At 29.1% G+C, this 18,923-nt stretch carries 13 protein-coding genes, 1 riboswitch and 1 other annotated feature; of the genes, 11 read left to right on the top strand and 2 right to left on the bottom strand.

What is annotated here, in order from left to right:
• Positions 1-174: 174 nt before the first annotated feature.
• Positions 175-456: a binding site (T-box leader), on the top strand.
• A gap of 99 nt (positions 457-555) precedes the next feature.
• Positions 556-3,675: an isoleucine--tRNA ligase gene (ileS, locus tag Q1J60_RS05000; protein ID WP_300259206.1), complete on the top strand. Its 3,120-nt coding sequence runs from the start codon at positions 556-558 to the stop codon at positions 3,673-3,675.
• Positions 3,676-3,720: 45 nt separating this feature from the next.
• Here ileS and Q1J60_RS04995 read toward each other — a convergent pair whose 3' ends face one another.
• A complete protein-coding gene (locus Q1J60_RS04995; protein ID WP_300259205.1) occupies positions 3,721-4,050 on the bottom strand; it encodes a rhodanese-like domain-containing protein in 330 nt (109 codons plus the stop codon).
• A 330-nt stretch (positions 4,051-4,380) separates the two neighbouring features.
• On the opposite strand from Q1J60_RS04995, the gene Q1J60_RS04990 reads away from it, so the two are divergent.
• Together Q1J60_RS04990 and Q1J60_RS04985 are read left to right on the top strand one after the other, a co-directional pair.
• Entirely contained in the window at positions 4,381-5,379 is a 999-nt protein-coding gene (locus Q1J60_RS04990) for a LacI family DNA-binding transcriptional regulator (RefSeq protein ID WP_300259203.1), read from the top strand.
• Positions 5,380-5,688: 309 nt separating this feature from the next.
• Positions 5,689-7,056 carry an MATE family efflux transporter gene (locus Q1J60_RS04985; RefSeq protein ID WP_300259201.1) on the top strand — a complete coding sequence of 456 codons (1,368 nt, stop codon included), beginning with the start codon at positions 5,689-5,691 and terminating at the stop codon, positions 7,054-7,056.
• Between the two features lie 36 nt (positions 7,057-7,092).
• Here Q1J60_RS04985 and Q1J60_RS04980 read toward each other — a convergent pair whose 3' ends face one another.
• The gene (locus Q1J60_RS04980) at positions 7,093-7,272 is read right to left on the bottom strand and encodes a hypothetical protein (RefSeq protein ID WP_300259199.1); all 180 of its coding nucleotides are present in this window, start codon (positions 7,270-7,272) and stop codon (positions 7,093-7,095) included.
• A gap of 114 nt (positions 7,273-7,386) precedes the next feature.
• Between Q1J60_RS04980 and Q1J60_RS04975 the strand changes: the two genes are divergently transcribed.
• The 8 genes from Q1J60_RS04975 to Q1J60_RS04940 all read left to right on the top strand — a co-directional run.
• Positions 7,387-7,965, top strand: a complete 579-nt coding sequence (locus Q1J60_RS04975; RefSeq protein WP_300259197.1) for a nucleoside recognition domain-containing protein — start codon at positions 7,387-7,389, stop codon at positions 7,963-7,965.
• 11 nt (positions 7,966-7,976) lie between these two features.
• The gene (locus Q1J60_RS04970) at positions 7,977-8,495 is read left to right on the top strand and encodes a spore maturation protein (RefSeq protein ID WP_300259196.1); all 519 of its coding nucleotides are present in this window, start codon (positions 7,977-7,979) and stop codon (positions 8,493-8,495) included.
• 428 nt (positions 8,496-8,923) lie between these two features.
• Entirely contained in the window at positions 8,924-11,521 is a 2,598-nt protein-coding gene (gene adhE, locus Q1J60_RS04965; protein ID WP_300259194.1) for a bifunctional acetaldehyde-CoA/alcohol dehydrogenase, read from the top strand.
• Between the two features lie 144 nt (positions 11,522-11,665).
• A complete protein-coding gene (locus Q1J60_RS04960; protein WP_300259192.1) occupies positions 11,666-12,910 on the top strand; it encodes an aminopeptidase P family protein in 1,245 nt (414 codons plus the stop codon).
• Positions 12,911-13,018: 108 nt separating this feature from the next.
• On the top strand, positions 13,019-13,357 hold the full coding sequence (locus Q1J60_RS04955; RefSeq protein ID WP_300259190.1) for a phasin family protein: 339 nt from the start codon (positions 13,019-13,021) through the stop codon (positions 13,355-13,357).
• 141 nt (positions 13,358-13,498) lie between these two features.
• Entirely contained in the window at positions 13,499-15,112 is a 1,614-nt protein-coding gene (locus tag Q1J60_RS04950) for an ABC1 kinase family protein (RefSeq protein WP_300259188.1), read from the top strand.
• A 91-nt stretch (positions 15,113-15,203) separates the two neighbouring features.
• A riboswitch (Lysine riboswitch) is annotated at positions 15,204-15,373 on the top strand.
• Between the two features lie 194 nt (positions 15,374-15,567).
• Positions 15,568-17,277, top strand: coding sequence for a Na+/H+ antiporter NhaC family protein (locus Q1J60_RS04945; RefSeq protein ID WP_300259186.1), 1,710 nt, complete (start codon positions 15,568-15,570; stop codon positions 17,275-17,277).
• Between the two features lie 284 nt (positions 17,278-17,561).
• Positions 17,562-18,923 (top strand): hypothetical protein (locus Q1J60_RS04940; RefSeq protein ID WP_300259184.1); only part of this gene is annotated, 1,362 nt, incomplete at its 3' end.

Genomic DNA, 18,923 nt, shown 5'->3' with positions numbered 1-18,923 from the left:
ACAATAAAAATTATTAATTAATTTTTATTGTTTGATATATAAGTATTAACTTATAATGTTAGATTATATAAAAATAGATTTTTTATTATAAAATTAAATTAAACAATTAATGAAAGCTTTCAAATATATGGATTTGTTTCGTTGACTTTTTAAAAGTGCTATTATATAATTTCTTTAAAGACTATGAACAGGGCAAGTACTTATATAGAACCTTATTCAGAGAGTAGTTGGTTGGTGTGAAACTATAGGTATATTTAAGGAAAATCACCTGGGAGTTGGAGACTGAAAGGAATATATTCTTATTAAGTTATCCCGTATATCTACGTTACAAGATGCGGGCATTAAATGTGCTTTTAATTACCTATCACAAAAATGTAAAATTTTAATATTTATAATTGAATTATATAGATAGGTTTTAACTTTAGGTGGTATAGCGAATATAACTTCGTCCTTTTAGGATGGAGTTTTTTTATTTTACTTAATTAAGTTTGGCTAAATAATCAATTATAAGTAAATAATTAAAATATTAAACAAGAGAAGGAAAGGAGTTTCAATATGTATAAAAAAGTTGAATTACCTAAGGGTTTTGTAGGCGTAGAAAAAGAAGTTTCAAACCTTTGGAAAGAAAAAAACATAATACAAAAAAACTTTGATATGAATCAAGATGGTGAATACTTTACTTTCTATGATGGACCTCCAACAGCTAATGGTAAGCCACACGTAGGTCATGTATTAACAAGAGTTATGAAAGATATAATCCCAAGATACAAAGTTATGAAGGGATATAAAGTTATAAGAAAAGCTGGATGGGATACTCATGGACTTCCAGTTGAGCTTGAAATAGAGAAGAAGTTAGGAATTTCAGGTAAACCTCAAATAGAGGATTACGGTGTTGAAAAATTCGTAACTGAATGTAAAGATAGTGTATTCACATATGTTAGCATGTGGGAAAAGATGACTGAGCAAATAGGTTATTGGGTAGATATGGAGAATCCATATGTTACTTATCATAATCCATACATAGAATCAGTATGGTGGGCTTTAAAACAAATGTGGGATAAAAAACTTTTATACAAAGGTTATAAAACAATGCCTTACTGCCCAAGATGTGGAACAAGTTTATCATCACACGAAGTTTCACAAGGATACAAGGATGTTAAGGACTTAACTGCTATAGCTAAGTTCAAAGTTAAAGGAGAAGATAACAAGTACTTCTTAGCTTGGACAACAACTCCTTGGACTTTACCTTCAAACGTTGCTTTATGCGTAAATAAAGCTTATGACTATGTAGAAGCTAAGCAAGCTGAAGGAGATGAAATATTTATCTTAGCTAAAGAATTAGCACCTAAGGTTTTAGGAGAAGGCTTTGAAATAGTTAGAGAATTCAAAGGTGAAGAGTTATTAGGTATGGAGTATGAGCAATTATTACCATTTGTAACTCCAACTGAAGGAAAAGCTTTCGTAGTTGTTCATGGTGACTATGTAACTTTATCAGATGGTACTGGTATAGTTCATATAGCTCCTGCTTATGGTGAGGATGATAACTTAATAGGAAAACAAAATGGATTAGCATTCTTAAACTTAGTTGACTTAAGTGGTAATTTTGTAGAAGAAGTAACTCCATGGGCTGGAAAATTCGTTAAGAAATGTGACCAACAAATTGTTGATTACTTAAAAGAACAAAATAAATTATTTAAAGCTGAAAAGCATACTCATTCATATCCACATTGTTGGAGATGTGACACACCACTTCTTTACTATCCAAAAGAAAGCTGGTTTGTTGCAATGACAACTTTAAGAGATAAACTTTTAGCTAACAATGAAAAAATAAATTGGTACCCAGATAACATAAAGCATGGTAGATTTGGTAAGTTCTTAGAGAATGTTATAGATTGGGGTATCTCAAGAGATAGATACTGGGGAACTCCACTTCCAATATGGGAATGTGAATGCGGACACAGAGAATGTATAGGAAGTATTGAAGAGTTAAAAACTAAAGGAATAAATGTTCCAGAAGATATAGAACTTCATAAACCATATATTGATAAAGTTCATTTAAATTGTCCTCATTGTAATAAAGAGATGAAGAGAACAGCTGAGGTTATAGACTGTTGGTTTGATTCAGGATCAATGCCATTTGCTCAACATCACTATCCATTTGAGAACAAAGAATTATTTGAAGCTAACTACCCAGCTCAATTTATATCAGAAGCTGTTGACCAAACAAGAGGATGGTTCTATACATTATTAGCAATATCAACTGCTATCTTTGATAGAAATCCATTTGAAAACTGTATAGTTTTAGGTCACGTTCTTGATAAGAAGGGCTTAAAGATGTCAAAATCTAAGGGTAATGTAGTTGATCCATTTGAAGTACTTGATTCACAAGGTGCTGATGCTACAAGATGGCATTTCTATACTGCAAGCGCTCCGTGGTTACCAACTAGATTCTCAATAGAAGATGTTGCTGAAACTCAAAGAAAATTCTTAAGCACATTATGGAATGTTTACTCATTCTATGTTTTATATGCAGAGTTAGACAACTTCAATCCATTAGACTATAAAGATTTCGTATCAGATAACGTAATGGACAAATGGATAATGTCAAAACTTAATACTTTAGTTAAGGATGTAGATGATCATTTAAATAACTATAGAATAACTCAAGCTGCTTTAGAAATAGAAGAGTTTACTGATGAGTTATCAAACTGGTATGTAAGAAGAAATAGAGCTAGATACTGGTCAGAAGAATTAACTGATGACAAGATAGGTGCATACACTACTTTATACAGAGTTTTAGTAACTTTATGTAAAGTTGCAGCTCCGTTTGTACCATTTATAACAGAAGAAATCTATCAAAACTTAGTAGTTAACTTAGATGAAAATGCTTTAGAAAGTATTCACTTAGGAGCATGGCCAGAAGTTGATGAAAAGGCTATAGATAAAAAGTTAGAAGAAAAAATGGATTTAGCTTATAAGATAGTTAAACTTGGAAGAAGTGCTAGAAATGGTGCTAACATCAAGAATAGACAGCCACTTTCAAAAATGCTTCTTTCAACTTCAGAGCTTCCAGAATATTATGGAGACATAATTAAGGATGAATTAAATATCAAGGAAGTAGAGTTAGGAGCTGACCTTTCTAAATATGTTAACTTTGAAATTAAGCCTAACTTACCTGTTTTAGGAAGAGCTTATGGTAAGTTAATACCAGCTATAAGAAAAGAAATAGCTTCAAGAAACCAAATGGAATTAGCTCAAAAAATCCAAAATGGTGGAGTAGAAGTTATCACTGTAGATGGAAATGAAATAGAATTAAATGCTGAAAACTTACTTGTAACAATGCAAGGATTAGAAGGATTCGCATTTGCTGGAGAGGGGTCAGTTGGTGTTGTTTTAGATACTACTATAACTGATGAATTAAGAGAAGAAGGTCATTTAAGAGAAATTATATCAAAAATTCAAAACATGAGAAAAGAAAGTGGATTTGAAGTTGCTGATAAAATAACTCTTTACGTAGCTGAAAATGATATGCTTTTAGATGTAATCAAGAAGTTTGAAGATGTTATAAAGAAAGAAACTTTAACAGAAGAAATTGTTTATAACGGAGATGCTGATTACTCAGAAGCTAAAGTAAATGGTGAAATATTAAAAATGGCTGTTTCAAAAAGAGTTTAATTAGAATAAAAAGAGAGCAAGTAATTGCTCTCTTTTTTTAAAAAATTATTTAGTCCAAAGTTCTTTAGGTCCTTCATTAACTAACTTTGAAAATCCTCCCATCATATTATAAAGTTCTGTAAAACCATTATCCTCTAAAATTTCACAAGCTTGCATACTTCTAGATCCTCTTCTACAGTAAATAAGTATTGGTGAATCTTCATATCCATCAAGCTCATCTAAAGAAAATAATAATCTCCCTAAAGGAATTAATTTGGCATTTTTAATATAGCCATCTTCCTTATATTCTTCTTCAGTTCTTACATCTAAAATTAGTAAATCTTTATTTTCATCTATTAATTTTATAGATTCTGTTATATCTATATCTTTATACATTAAAGTTCCTCCTAAGAATTCTCTTTTTGTTATTATAAATTTTTAAAAGTATGGTTAATATATGAACAAGTAATAATATATTTGATTATACAACATAATTCAAATATTTTATAAAAATTATAATATCTTATAATTTTTACATTGAATTAATATTTGAATTTTATTACAATTATTAATAAGAAAACGTTTTTCGGTTAAAAAAGTTAATAGGAATTTGATCAAATTGAACAAATATACATAAATTCCTTGTATAAATGTAAAGTTATCATTATAATATTGAAGTATTGATAAATAGATAGGTAATAAGTTAAAGTATAGGAGTTGAGTTAGATGGCTGCTTCAATTAAAGACGTTGCTAGAGAAGCTGGAGTATCAATAGCAACAGTTTCAAGAGTATTAAATGACATAGATGTTGTAAACGAAGAAACTAAGAAGAAAGTTTTAGAAGCTATAAAAAAATTAGGATATAGACCTAATATAGTTGCAAGAAGTTTAAAAACACATAGAACAAGAACTGTAGGTATATTAGTGCCTGATATATCAAATCAAATATATCCTGAAATAGTTAGAGGTGCTGAGGACGTAGCTAACATATATAAATATAATGTAATGTTATGTAATTCAGACTTAGATTTAGAAAAAGAAAAAGAATATTTAAGAGTTCTTAAGGAAAAAATGGTTGATGGTGTTCTTTACATGAGTTCATCATTAGGAGAAGAAACTTTAAATTTAATAAATGAATTAGATTTAAAAACAGTTTTAGTTGAAAATGATGAGAAAAATGGTAAATTTCCAAGTGTAACTATAGATAATGAAAAAGCTACATATGAAGCTACTAATCATTTAATTGATAAAGGTATGAAAAATATCGCTTTCATAGGTGTAGAAGGTGATTTAAATAATGCTTGGGGCAAAAGATACAAAGGATACCAAGCTGCATTAAAAGATGCTAGAATAGAGATGAAAGAAGAATTAACTTACTTTAAAAATTTAAAAGTTAAGACTGGATATGATGCTATTTTAGCAATGTTTGAAAATGGTCAAAAAATAGACGGAATAATTTGTGCTTCAGATGAAATAGCTATGGGTGCTATAAATGCTTTAAGAGATAAGGGAATAAAAGTTCCTGAAGAAGTTAGCGTTATAGGATTTAATGATATAGATTTAGCGCATGTATTCTATCCAAAATTAACTACTGTATCACAACCTATGTATGATATGGGATCAATAGCTATGAGAATGTTAATTAAAATAATAAATAATAAATCTCTAGATCAAGATCATTTTGTATTAGATTATGATTTAATAGAAAGAGATAGTTGTAAGTAATTAATGCATAAAAATGTATAATAATTAGGTAACATAAGTTTAAATTATGTTACCTTTTTTTATGGGAAAATTAAACTTTATTAGGGTATGAGTTGGAGGTTGAAAATAAGAGAGTAACAGTTTAAGATTTTTAGACTATACTAAAAATCAGATTTATTAATGTATAGATAGTTAAATTTATAGAGAAAAAGTTTGATTTTCTGTATAGTTTTTTAATTTAAAAATTTCACTGACTAAAAAATTAAAATTAATGTATAATAGAAAAGTTAGTATATATTTAAGAAATATAGATTGAAGGAGGAGAGGCTTATGAAAGATCAAAAATTATTAGGGGAAGAATCAGAATTAAAGCTTTTGATCAAGTATTCAGTACCAGCTATTATAGGTATGCTTGTAAATGCACTTTATAATATTGTTGATAGAATATTTATTGGGCATATTCCTGGCGTTGGACCAATGGCTATTACTGGAGTTGGGATAACTATGCCAATTATGTCTATATTACTTGGGTTTGGAATGCTTATAGGGATTGGGGCTACTGCAAACATCTCTATAAAATTTGGGCAAAATAAGAGAAAAGATGCAGAGAAAATATTAGGAAACTCTGTGGTATTAATAACTATAATATCTTTAGTATTAACTATTATTGGAATTGTCTTTGCAAACAGTATTCTAAATTTATTTGGAGCAAGTGAGGCTACAATTTTTTATGCAAAGGAATATATAAATGTAATACTTTTAGGAACTGTATTTAATTTAATGTCATTTTCTTTATACAGTACAATTAGAGCTGATGGAAATCCAAAAATGTCAGCTGCAGTAATGGTACTTGGATGTATTATAAATGTAATATTAGATGCAGTGTTTATATTTGTATTTAACTTAGGTATAAAAGGAGCAGCTTTAGCTACAGTAATTTCTCAAATAGTTACTACAGCAATAATGCTTTATTACTATACATTGGGAGGATCAAACTTAAAATTAAAATTTGAAACTCTTAAATTAGATTGGAGATTAGTTAAGATAGTTTTAGCTATAGGTGTAGCTCCGTTTTCAATGCAGATGGCTGCAAGTGTAGTTCAAGTAATAGCTAACAATGCATTGAGGATGTATGGAGGAGACTTAGCCATAGGGGCTATGGCTGCAATTTCTTCAATAGCAATGATATTTTTAATGCCTATATTTGGTATAAACCAAGGTTCACAGCCTATAATTGGATATAATTATGGAGCTAAGAAGTATGAAAGAGCTAAAAAAACAGTTAAATTAGCTATGATAGCAGCTACAATAATACTTGTTTTAGGAGGAATATTAATTCAAACATTCCCAGCCTTAGTAATAAGTATGTTTAATTCAGACCCTAAGCTTTTAGAAATAGGAGTTCCAGGATTAAGAATATATTTATTTATGATGCCTATAATAGGTATATCAATAATAGGATCTAACTATTTCCAATCAATAGGTAAAGCTAAGTTAGCAACATTCTTAAGTTTATTAAGACAGGTTATACTTTTAATTCCTCTAACATTAGTATTACCTAAGATTGCAGGATTAGGGTTAACAGGAGTTTGGTTAGCTGGTACAGTTTCAGATTTCTTATCTACAATAATAACTGGATTCTTTATAATTAAGGAGTTTAAAAAAGAAGATAGTATAGAGGAAGAAAAATCAATTTAAAAAAGCTGAGTTTAGAAGTTTCTAAACTCAGCTTTTTTATATAATACCTTCATCTTTTAACAAATCTTCAAGTTTTTTTACTTTTTCTGTTAGAGTAACGAATTTTTGCTTTAAATCATCTTTACTTAAATCATCTATTTGAACTTCAAGTTCTTCCACAGTTTTTAAAACTTCATCTATATCTTGTTGAGCTAATTTTAAATTTTTTTCGTTCATATGAAAAATTCTCCTTTGAAGTAAATTCGTTATTTATAGTTTTATGGTAACACTACTATTCTAACTATGCAAGGCATATATTATACAGAAATTACTTATAATTTAGGAGGAGAGATGATTAATTATATATGGTTTGCAATTATAGCTTTAGGATTGATTTTTAGCATAATGACAGGCCAGGGAGAGTTGATTACAACTGGCTTAACAGAATCTTCAGAAGGTGCTGTGAAATTTATAATTTCCTTAGTTGGTATTATGTGTTTTTGGTGTGGAGTAATGAAAATAGCAGAAAAAAGTGGGTTAACATCTAAGGTTGCAAAATTATTAAATCCTATATTAAAAAAAATATTTAAGGAAAGTTCTCATAGTGATGAGGCTATGGGAGCAATAGTTATGAACTTAACTGCTAATATGTTTGGATTATCTAATGCAGCTACTCCGCTTGGAATTAAGGCTATGACTGAATTAAGTAATATAAATAAAGAAAAGGATGGGAGAGCATCAAATGACATGGCATTATTTTTGGTAATAAATGCAGCTTGTATTCAATTAATTCCATCTACAGTTATATCAATTAGAGCAGCTGCTGGCTCTAGTGAACCTGCTAGTATAATAATTCCTGCTATTATATGTACATTTACTGCATGTTTTGTAGGAATTATATGCTGTAAAATATTGCAGAGATATTTTTAGGAGGGATACTTTTGATTACAAGTAACATAATTCCAATAATATTTCTTTTAATAGTAGTTTATGGAATGGTTAAAGGAAGAAAAGTTTATGAATGGTTTTTAGAAGGTGCAAAAGAAGGACTAATGGTATGTGTTAAGATATTTCCTTCTATATTAGCTATGATGATTGCCATAAGAATATTTAAAGATGCTAATTTACTTAATTATTTAAATAATCTTTTAGAACCAATAGTTTCTTTAATAGGATTACCAAAGGATATTGTTCCACTAGTACTAATTAAACCTCTATCTGGGAGTGGAGCTTTAGGAGTATATACAGAATTAATAAATACGTTAGGTCCAGATACAAGAGAAGGATTAATTTCTTCTGTAATAATGGGAGGAACAGAAACAATATTTTATACTATAACTGTTTATTTTGGAGCTGTTGGAATAAAGAAAATAAGACATACATTTTGGGCAGCTTTAATGGCTGATATAACGGCTATTATAATGGCTGTATTAGTAGTAAGTATGTTTTTTGGACTTTAAATGAATAAAATAATCAAAAAAATAGCAATATAATATTAATAAAATAAAAAGAACAAAAGATGATTTAATTTAAATATGAAAGTAATTCAGAAATGAACCAAAATATTACAGAAATCGTTTAACTAAAATATAGATATTTAAGGTTGATAAAAAAATAACAAAATAGTTAAAAAAATAACGATTTTTTTCAGATATAATGTAAAAAATGTAAAAAAAAGTCTGGAATTTAGTTTTGAAAGGTGATATTATAAACTCGTAAGGTTGGTAAAAACTTTGCAGAGAGGCTAAAAAGTTTAAAAAATAAAAAAAATATGAAAAAAAGTTCTTAAATGGAATAATATAAAAGTTAAAAACTTAACTATATGCTTTTAATTAATTTTTACATATATTATGAAAATAAGAAACTAATCTATAATGAGGTGGGTATCATGAAAGTAACAAATGTAGATGAATTAATGATTAGATTAGAGAAAGTTAGAGCAGCTCAAAAAGAGTTCTCAAAATTCTCTCAAGAGCAAGTAGATGAAATATTTAGACAAGCAGCAGTAGCAGCTAATAATGAAAGAATTAGATTAGCAAAAATGGCAGTTGAAGAATCAGGAATGGGTATAGTTGAAGATAAAGTTATAAAAAACCATTTTGCTGCAGAATATATATATAATAAATATAAAGATGAAAAAACTTGTGGAGTTATAGAAAAAGATGAATCATTTGGTATTACTAAAATAGCTGAGCCAATAGGAGTTGTAGCAGCAATCGTTCCTACTACAAACCCAACATCAACAGCTATATTCAAAGCTTTAATATCATTAAAGACTAGAAACGCTGTATTCTTTTCACCACATCCAAGAGCTAAAAACTCAACAATAGAGGCAGCTAGAGTTGTTTTAGAGGCAGCTGTTAAAGCTGGAGCTCCAAAAGATATAATCGGATGGATAGATGAGCCATCAGTTGAAATGTCACAAGTTTTAATGGCAGAAGCTGATATCATACTAGCTACTGGTGGTCCAGGAATGGTTAAAGCTGCTTATTCATCAGGAAAACCAGCTATTGGGGTTGGAGCAGGTAATACACCAGCAATCATAGATGAGACAGCTCACTTAAAAATGGCTGTAAACTCAATATTATTATCAAAAACTTTTGATAACGGAGTTATCTGTGCATCAGAGCAAACTGTATTAGTTGTTGATGAAGTCTATGATAAAGTAAGAAAAGAGTTCGCTGATAGAGGAGCTTACTTCTTAAAAGATAAAGAAATAGATAAAGTAAGAAAAACAATTTTAATAAATGGTAACTTAAATGCTAACATAGTTGGTCAATCAGCATGGAAAATAGCTGATATGGCAGGAGTTAAAGTTCCAAAAGATACTAAAGTTTTAATTGGTGAAGTTGAGTCAGTTGAATTAGAAGAACCATTCTCACACGAAAAATTATCACCAGTATTAGGAATGTATAGAGTAGCTAACTTTGAAGAAGCTTTAGTTAAAGCTGAAAGACTAGTTGAACTTGGTGGATTCGGACATACTTCAGTTTTATACACTGATACAATAAAATCACAAGATAGAGTTCAAAAATTTGGTGCAACTATGAAAACTGGTAGAACAATAATAAACATGCCATCAACTCAAGGAGCTATAGGAGACATATACAACTTCAAACTAGCACCATCATTAACATTAGGATGTGGATCATGGGGTGGAAACTCAGTTTCAGAAAACGTTGGTCCTAAACACTTAATAAATGTTAAGAGTGTAGCTGAAAGGAGAGAAAATATGCTTTGGTTCAGAGTTCCAGAAAAAGTTTACTTCAAATATGGTGCTTTAGGAGTTGCTCTTAGAGAATTAAAAGATTTAAACAAGAAAAAAGTATTTATAGTAACAGATAACGTACTAGCTAGTCTAGGATATGTTGATAAAATAACAAGTGTTTTAGAAGAAATAGGTATAGATTTTAGAGTATTCTCAGAAGTTACTCCAGACCCAACTTTAGCATGTGCTAAGAAAGGTGCTGAAGCAATGAGAAGCTATCAACCAGATGTAATCATAGCTCTTGGTGGAGGTTCACCAATGGACGCTGCTAAGATTATGTGGGTAATGTATGAGCATCCAGAAGTTGCTTTCGAAGATTTAGCAATGAGATTTATGGATATAAGAAAGAGAGTTTACCCATTCCCAACTATGGGTCAAAAAGCTATGATGATTTCAGTTCCAACATCAGCTGGTACTGGTTCAGAAGTAACACCATTCGCAGTTATAACTGATGAAGAATCAGGAGTAAAATATCCTTTAGCAGATTACGAATTAACTCCAGATATGGCTATCATAGATGCTGAACTTATGATGAACATGCCAAAAGGATTAACTGCTGCATCAGGTATAGATGCATTAACTCATGCTTTAGAAGCTTATGTTTCAGTTTTAGCATCAGAGTATACTAATGGATTAGCTTTAGAAGCTATAAGATTAATATTCAAATACTTACCACAAGCTTACGCTGAAGGCACTACAAACGTAAAAGCAAGAGAAAAAATGGCTCATGCCTCAACAATGGCTGGTATGGCATTCGCTAACGCATTCTTAGGAGTATGTCACTCAATGGCACACAAATTAGGATCAGAACACCATATAGCTCATGGAGTTGCTAACGGAATATTAATAGACCATGTAATAAGATTTAATGCTGTTGACAATCCAAGAAAACAAGCTGCATTCCCACAATATAAATATCCAAATGCTAAATGGAGATATGCAGTAATAGCTGACTACTTAGGATTAGGTGGAAAGAACGAAGAAGAAAAAGTTAATAACTTAATTAAAGCTATAGATAACCTTAAGAAAACAGTTGGAATCCCTGCAACAATAGCTGACTGTGGAGTTTCAAAAGAAGCATTCTACGCTACATTAGAAAAAATGAGTGAAGATGCATTTGATGACCAATGTACAGGTGCTAACCCAAGATACCCATTAATAAGTGAAATCAAGCAAATGTACATCAATGCTTTTGAAGGTAAAAAAGACAGAGTTTAATAGTTTTGGAATGAGATAAGGATAAATACTCACTAGATTTTCTAGTGAGTATTTTTATATAAAAATATATAAAGATGTACCATATATAAGATTTTAAATCTTATATATGGTAAAATTTAATAAATAAGAATTGGAGGGATTAAGATGAAAAGTTTAGTTTTTACTAAAAATAGAGAGAATTTATTAAAGAAGCTAGAAGACAATTCATTATTAGTTTTATTTGCAGGAGAAGCCAAAAGAAAAACAGCAGATGAATATTTTCCATTTACTCCAAACAGAAATTTTTATTATTTAACGGGAGTAGATGAAGAAAAGCATATACTACTTATAAAGAAAATAAATGGTGTGGTTGATGAAGTTCTTTATATACTAAAACCAAATTTAGAGCAAGAAAGATGGACTGGAAAAACTATAAGAGATTATGAAGCTAGAGAAGTTTCTGGTATAGAGAATATAAAATATTTAGAAGAATTTAAAAGTGATTTAAATATGATTTTTACTAATGGAATTGTAGAAAATCTTTATTTAGATTTAGAAAGAGTTTCATTTGATGAAGAAATGAGTAAAAGTCAAAGTTTTGCAAAGGAAATTAAAGAAAGATATCCTCAAGTAAATATAAAAGATGTTTATGGAGATATAGCTATTTTAAGACAAATTAAATGTAAAGAAGAAGTAGAGGAAATAAAGAAAGCTGCTCATATAACAGCTAAAGGCGTAGAACTTTTAATGAAGCAATGTAAACCTGGAATGAAGGAGTATGAATTAGAAGCATATTTTGATTTTTATTTAAAACAAAGTGGAGTTAAGGACTATGCTTTTAAAACTATAGCAGCTGCTGGTGTAAATGCGGCCACTTTACATTATGTTGATAATAACAGTGAAATAAAAGATGGAGATTTAATTCTTTTTGATTTAGGAGCTCAAGTAAATTATTATAATGGAGATATTTCAAGGACATTCCCAGCTAATGGAAAGTTTACTAATAGACAAAAAGAAGTTTATGAAGAAGTTTTAAAAGTAAATGAAGAGATAATAAATTCTATAAGACCAGGAGTTGGATTCTATGAATTAAATAATAAAGCAAATAATCTTTTAGCTGAAGCTTGTGTAAGATTAGGTCTTATAGAAGATAAAAAGGATTATAGAAAGTATTATTTTCACTCAATAGGACATAGTTTAGGTCTTGATACTCATGATGTTGGTAAGAGAAACATCATTCTTGAAGAAGGAATGGTTTATACTGTAGAGCCAGGATTATATATTGAAGAAGAATCTATTGGAATAAGAATAGAAGATGATGTTTTGGTTACTAAAGATGGCTGTGAAGTTCTAACAAAAGAATGTATTAAGTCTGTAGAAGATATAGAAAAGTTCATGAGAAATAGATAATTTTATAATTAATATTATTTTAAGAATAATAAACTTTAAATTTGAAAAAATTAATAGTAAAATATAATAAAAATTTAAACAGTAAATTATGGTTTAGGAGATGATTTCATGATGAATGAATTAAAAAAAGTTATATTAGCTGGAATTGGAACGGCAGCTAATGCTTATGAAAAAACAGATTCTTTTATACAAGATATGGTTTCTAAAGGAAAGATAACTGTTGAAGATGGCAAAGTTTTATCAGAAGAGTTAAAAAGAGATGTGGAAGAAAAAACTACACAAGCAACTAGTGAAATAATGACTAAGTTAGACAATATGAAACCTTTCACAAAAGCAGATTTTAAAGCTATGTTTGATGAAGCTAACAAAGCGACTTTAGAAGAAATAAATAAATTAAAAGAAAGAATAGCCGTATTAGAAGCTAAATTAAATGAAGAAGAAATTTAGTCTATAAAATAATAGAAAACTCTACAAGATATATGAAGGGTAGAATTTATAGCTATGTAAATAGCTAGGAAGACTAAGCTTTTCAATGGTTTGTAGAGTTTTTATAATTTAGGATTTTATTGTCTTATAGGAGGTGAATTTATGAGTAAGGGACAGAGTGCAAAAAGATTAAAAGAGATAGTTAGGGTATTTACTTACTATGGTTTTGACTTTTTAATTTCATCAAAGGTACCTAACAGTAAAAAGATTGAACCTAGACCAAAAGCTTTTAGAAAGGCTTTAGAAGAGTTAGGGGCAACCTTTGTTAAAATTGGACAAATATTAAGTACAAGACCAGATTTACTTCCTAAAGCTTATATTGAAGAGTTAGAAAAATTACAAGATAATAATGAAATAACAGATTTTGATAAGGTAAAGGAAATATTTTATGAATCTTTTGGGACTGATATAAATACATATTTCTTAGAGTTTAGTGAAACGCCATTAGCTTCAGCGTCAATTGCACAAGTTCATAGAGCTAAATTAATAGATGGAAGAGATGTAGTAGTTAAGGTTCAACATTATAAAATTGATGAAAAAATGAAACTTGATCTAAGTATATTAAGAAGACTAAGTAAATTAACATCTAATCATATATCGAATACATTAATTAATCCTGTTGAAGCATTTAAGGAAATTGAAAGTGCTACATTAAGTGAACTTGATTTTGAAAAGGAAGCAAAAAATGCTGAAAAGTTCAGAGAATTAAATAAAAATGTAGTTTGTGTTGGTGTACCAAAAGTTATTGATAGAATTACTTCTAAAAAAATTCTTACTATGGAATATATAAATGGTTGTAAAATAACAGATTTTAATATTTTAGAAGAAGAAGGATATGATTTAGAAGATATATCAAACAAATTAGCAAATTCCTTTTTTAAACAAGTATTTGAAGATGGATTTTTTCATGGTGATCCTCATCCAGGAAATTTATTTGTAAAGGAAGGAAAAATTTATTTTATAGACTTTGGTTTAGTTGGAAATTTAGAAGCCAATTTAAGAAATTGGCTTAATAAGGCAATAACTGCTATGGTTTTAGGTGATATTGATACCTTAGTTGATTTTGTAAATGCTATAGGTATAAAAAAAGGAAAAGTTGAATATTCAGTATTATATGATGATTTGAAAAATATAGTTTCAAAATATATAAATGCATCCTTAAAGACGATAAAAATATCAGAGTTGTTTAAAGAAATATTTGATATAGCAGAACGAAACAATATTCAGTTTCCAAAGGAGTTAGTTACTTTAGTAAGATCAATAGTTATATTAGAAGGTGTTATAGCTAAAATAGATCCAGATTTAGAAATTATGGAATGTATATATCCTTATGTAAAGGAAAGAAATAAAGAAGAGATACTAAAAAATTTAAACAAGGATAAACTTATGACTGAAGCTTATAAATTTGCTACTAAAAGCATAGAAATTCCTACTAAATTTTCAGAACTTGTGGATAGTTTAACTAAAGGAAGAGCTAAGCTACAATTTGAAATGAAAGGTTTAGATAAACCACTTACGGATTTGAATAAAATGGTAAATAGGATAGCATTCTCTTTAATCGTTGGATGTATGATAATAGGATCCTCATTAATAGTTAATGCTAAAACTGGACCTACTTTTCAAGGAGTTCCTATTTTAGGATTAATAGGCTTTATTGTATCGGGAATTTTTGGATTGTGGTTATTGATTTCTATAATAAAATCGGGTTTTTTTTAATAAATGATTAATAAAGTTAATAAATGCTTGAAAAGAATAAATTTATATTGTATAAATGTATATAATATAATAATTAAAAGTGAATAATTTAAGAAGAGGTAGAGGCGCGAGAATCAAGATTACTAAAATGGAGTTAAGTAGCGTAGAAGTTTTAGGAAAGGGATTATCGCCGAAGTTTTTAGCTAATACTTTAAGGCTAAATGCTGGGGTTGTATAGAATATATACAACACTGTCACAAAATGTGGAGGGCTATCATCTTAAGGAATTAAATAAAATTTTATTTGTAAAAGTAATTTTATTTGCAAAAGTAATTTTATTTGCAAAAGTAATTTTATTAAGTATTAAGACCTTAGGTTGATTAAGCCTAAGGTCTTTTTTCATAAATTTTATAATAGAAAAAATAAGAAAATACCTCTATAAATTAATTCACTAGATATTTAAGGAGGGATTTATAATGAGAAACAAAACAAGATTTAAAGTTTTTTTAACGATTTTTGCTATGACAATGTTATGCTCAACATTAGTCTTTGCTGCTGAGGATGCTGCGGCGGTAAATTCAGTTAAATTTGGAATGTGGACAATTTTGCCACCATTAGTTTCAATTGTATTAGCTTTTTTAACTAAGAACGTTATAGTTTCTTTATTTATAGGAACAATTACAGGATGTATAATGCTTAAGCTAAATGGGTTTAATATATTTACAGCTTTAACTCAAGGGTTTATTGATTTTACTTATAGAGCTTTAAATTCCTTAGCAGATCCTTGGAATGCGGGGATAATTCTTCAAGTTTTAGTTATTGGAGGAGTAATTCATTTAGTAGCTAAAATGGGAGGGGCAAAGGCTATAGCTGAGGCTTTAGCAAGAAAGGCTAAGACAGTTAAGAGTGCACAGATTACAACTTGGCTTTTAGGTTTAGCAGTTTTCTTTGATGATTATGCTAATTCATTGATTGTAGGACCAATAATGAGACCAGTTACAGATAAATTAGGTGTTTCAAGAGAAAAATTAGCCTTTGTTATAGATGCAACAGCAGCTCCAATTGCAGGATTAGCTATAATATCAACTTGGATAGGATTAGAGGTTGGATTAATTGGAGATGCTTTAAAAAGTGTAGGAATACAGAGAGATGGTTTTGGAGTATTTTTAGAAACAATACCATATAGATTTTATAATATATTAATTTTAGCTTTTGTTTTAATATCAGCATTAACTTTAAGAGAATTTGGACCTATGCTTAAAGCTGAGAGAAGAGCTAGAAGAGGAGAAGTTTTGTCTAGTACAGAAATTTCGTCAGATAGTGAAGATTTAGAACCTATAGAGGGAATTAAATTAAGTATTTGGAATGCAATAATTCCAATTGGAGTTTTAATAGTATCATCTTTAGTAGGATTTTATTATAGTGGATGGATAACTATAATGGGTGGAGAAGATTTAGCCATAATGGAGCTTATTAATAATACACCTTTTAGTTTCGCTGGAATACAAGCAGCATTCTCAAAAGCAGATGCTTCAGTGGTTTTATTCCAATCAGCCTTATTAGCAACTATAGTGGCTCTTATATTAGGAGTTTGCAAAAAAATATTTACTATTTCAGAAGGAATAGGAATTTGGGTTGAAGGAATGAAAGGACTTTTAATAACAGGAGTAATTCTTATATTAGCTTGGTCTTTAAGTTCTGTAATTAAAGAGTTAGGAACAGCTTCATATTTGGTAGGAGTACTATCAGATTCAATACCAGCATTTTTATTGCCAGCAATAATATTTACTTTAGGTTCAATAATAGCTTTTGCAACAGGTACAGCTTATGGAACAATGGGAATATTAATGCCACTTGCAATTCCACTAGCATTTGCAATAAATCCAGAGTGGAATTTTATTGTAATAAGTACATCGGCAGTATTAACAGGTGCTATCTTCGGAGATCATTGTTCACCTATTTCTGATACAACAATACTTTCTTCAACAGGTGCAGGATGCGATCATATAGAGCATGTGAGAACTCAAATATGGTATGCAGTATTTGTAGGATTAGTAGCTGTATTATTTGGATATATTCCAGCTGGTTTAGGATTAAGTATTTTCATAGTATTACCTTTATCCTTAGTAGCTTTATTCATATTAACAATGATATTTGGTAAAAAAGTAGATGACAAAAGTAGGTAGAAATTAAAAAATAAATATCGTTTTTATTATATTGTCTACTTTTTGTTGGTTATATATAAGAAACAAATATTGATGGACAACACATGTAACATAATTTATAATAAATCTTAAAAATATTAATTAAAATTTATCAGAAAATTTAACTTTTTATGATAAATTTTATATATAAAAATCACATTCTTAGGTTTTATTTAAGGGAATTTTATAAGTTAACTTGTTTTAAATGTAGATTTTTAAATATAGTAGATAAATCTTATTTTAAATATTTGATAGGGAGTGAAAATGTGAAAAAAGATAAAATAATAATTTTAAGTTTAGCAACTTTAATTGGAACAAGTTCAATATTAAATGGAGTATCATACACTGTATTTGCACAGGAAAATACAAATGTTGTTATGAAAAATTCATCTGAAAATGAGAATAAAAAAATAGGAACAGAAAACAATAAGAAAAATGTCTCTAGTTCTGATATAGAAAGTAAAAAATCAAAAACAATATATGTTAAAACAGCAGCTAGCTCTTCAGGAAATGGGACAGAGAATAACCCATATAATGATTTTAAAACAGCATATAGTATAGCAAATGAAGGGGATACAATAGTATTATTAAATACCGTAACTATTCAAAATGATGATAATAGTTCAGATGCAGGAGTATTTACATTTAAGAAGTCTATTAAAATTACTGGTATAGGATCACAAAGTTGTCTTACTAGTAGAGTACCTATTCAGTTAGAATCAAATGTTACATTAGAAAATACAGAACTTTCTACTCCAAAGATATATCTAAATGGATATGAACTTAACATGAATAATGTAAAGAGAAATATGAATAATCGTGAAAAACCAACAGTGTATGGTGGTTCACATCAAGGAACAAAAAAAACTGGTGCAAAGTCTAGTTTGATTGTTACTGGATCTGTTCAGAATCCATTTGAGTTTAAGGCAATTTATGCAGGTTCTGATACAGGAGAATCTAATGTTGGAGTTAGTATACAATTAAATTCTGGTGTGAAAGTAGAACAGGGAGTTAATGCTAGTGGTTCTACTGGAAAGGTAAATGCAAATGTAGAATTTGTTATTGGAAATGTAAATGTTAATAAGTTTGAAAATACATATAATACAGCAAATACAAACATAGATTTTAAAGGTTATACAAATACAAATGGACCTTTTATTGAAGGATATAAGGATGTAAAATTAGAAAATTCAAATATCACAGTAGATGCAGATAAAGAATTTACAGGTTTAAGTGGAAAGTTAGAATTAACAGGAAATAGTAAGCTAGATATTAGCAAGAATAATAGTACATTTTCTATACAAGAGTTAGTGGCTAATAATGGATCTATAATTGTATTAAACAAAGACAATGGGATACTTGATGTAAAAAGTGGATTTACTGGGAATATTGAGTTTAGAACGCCTGGAAGTGCGGATCAATCAACATCAGGTCCTGTAAAGCTAGATTGGTCTTATATAAAAGCAGATAAGACATCTACAGGTAAAGTCACTTTTAAACCTAATAATACTCAACCCAATGTAGTAATAACTACTGATGAAACTTCAAATTTAAAAGAGTGGAAAGTTATAGAAAAAAAGATTACAAACCCAATAGCTACATTAGAAGTTGAAGGAAGTAAAAAAGTT

The sequence above is a fragment of the Clostridium sp. genome (assembly GCF_029258205.1).
Classification (GTDB): Bacteria; Bacillota; Clostridia; order Clostridiales; family Clostridiaceae; genus Sarcina.
This window is presented reverse-complemented; position numbering and strand designations above follow the sequence as displayed.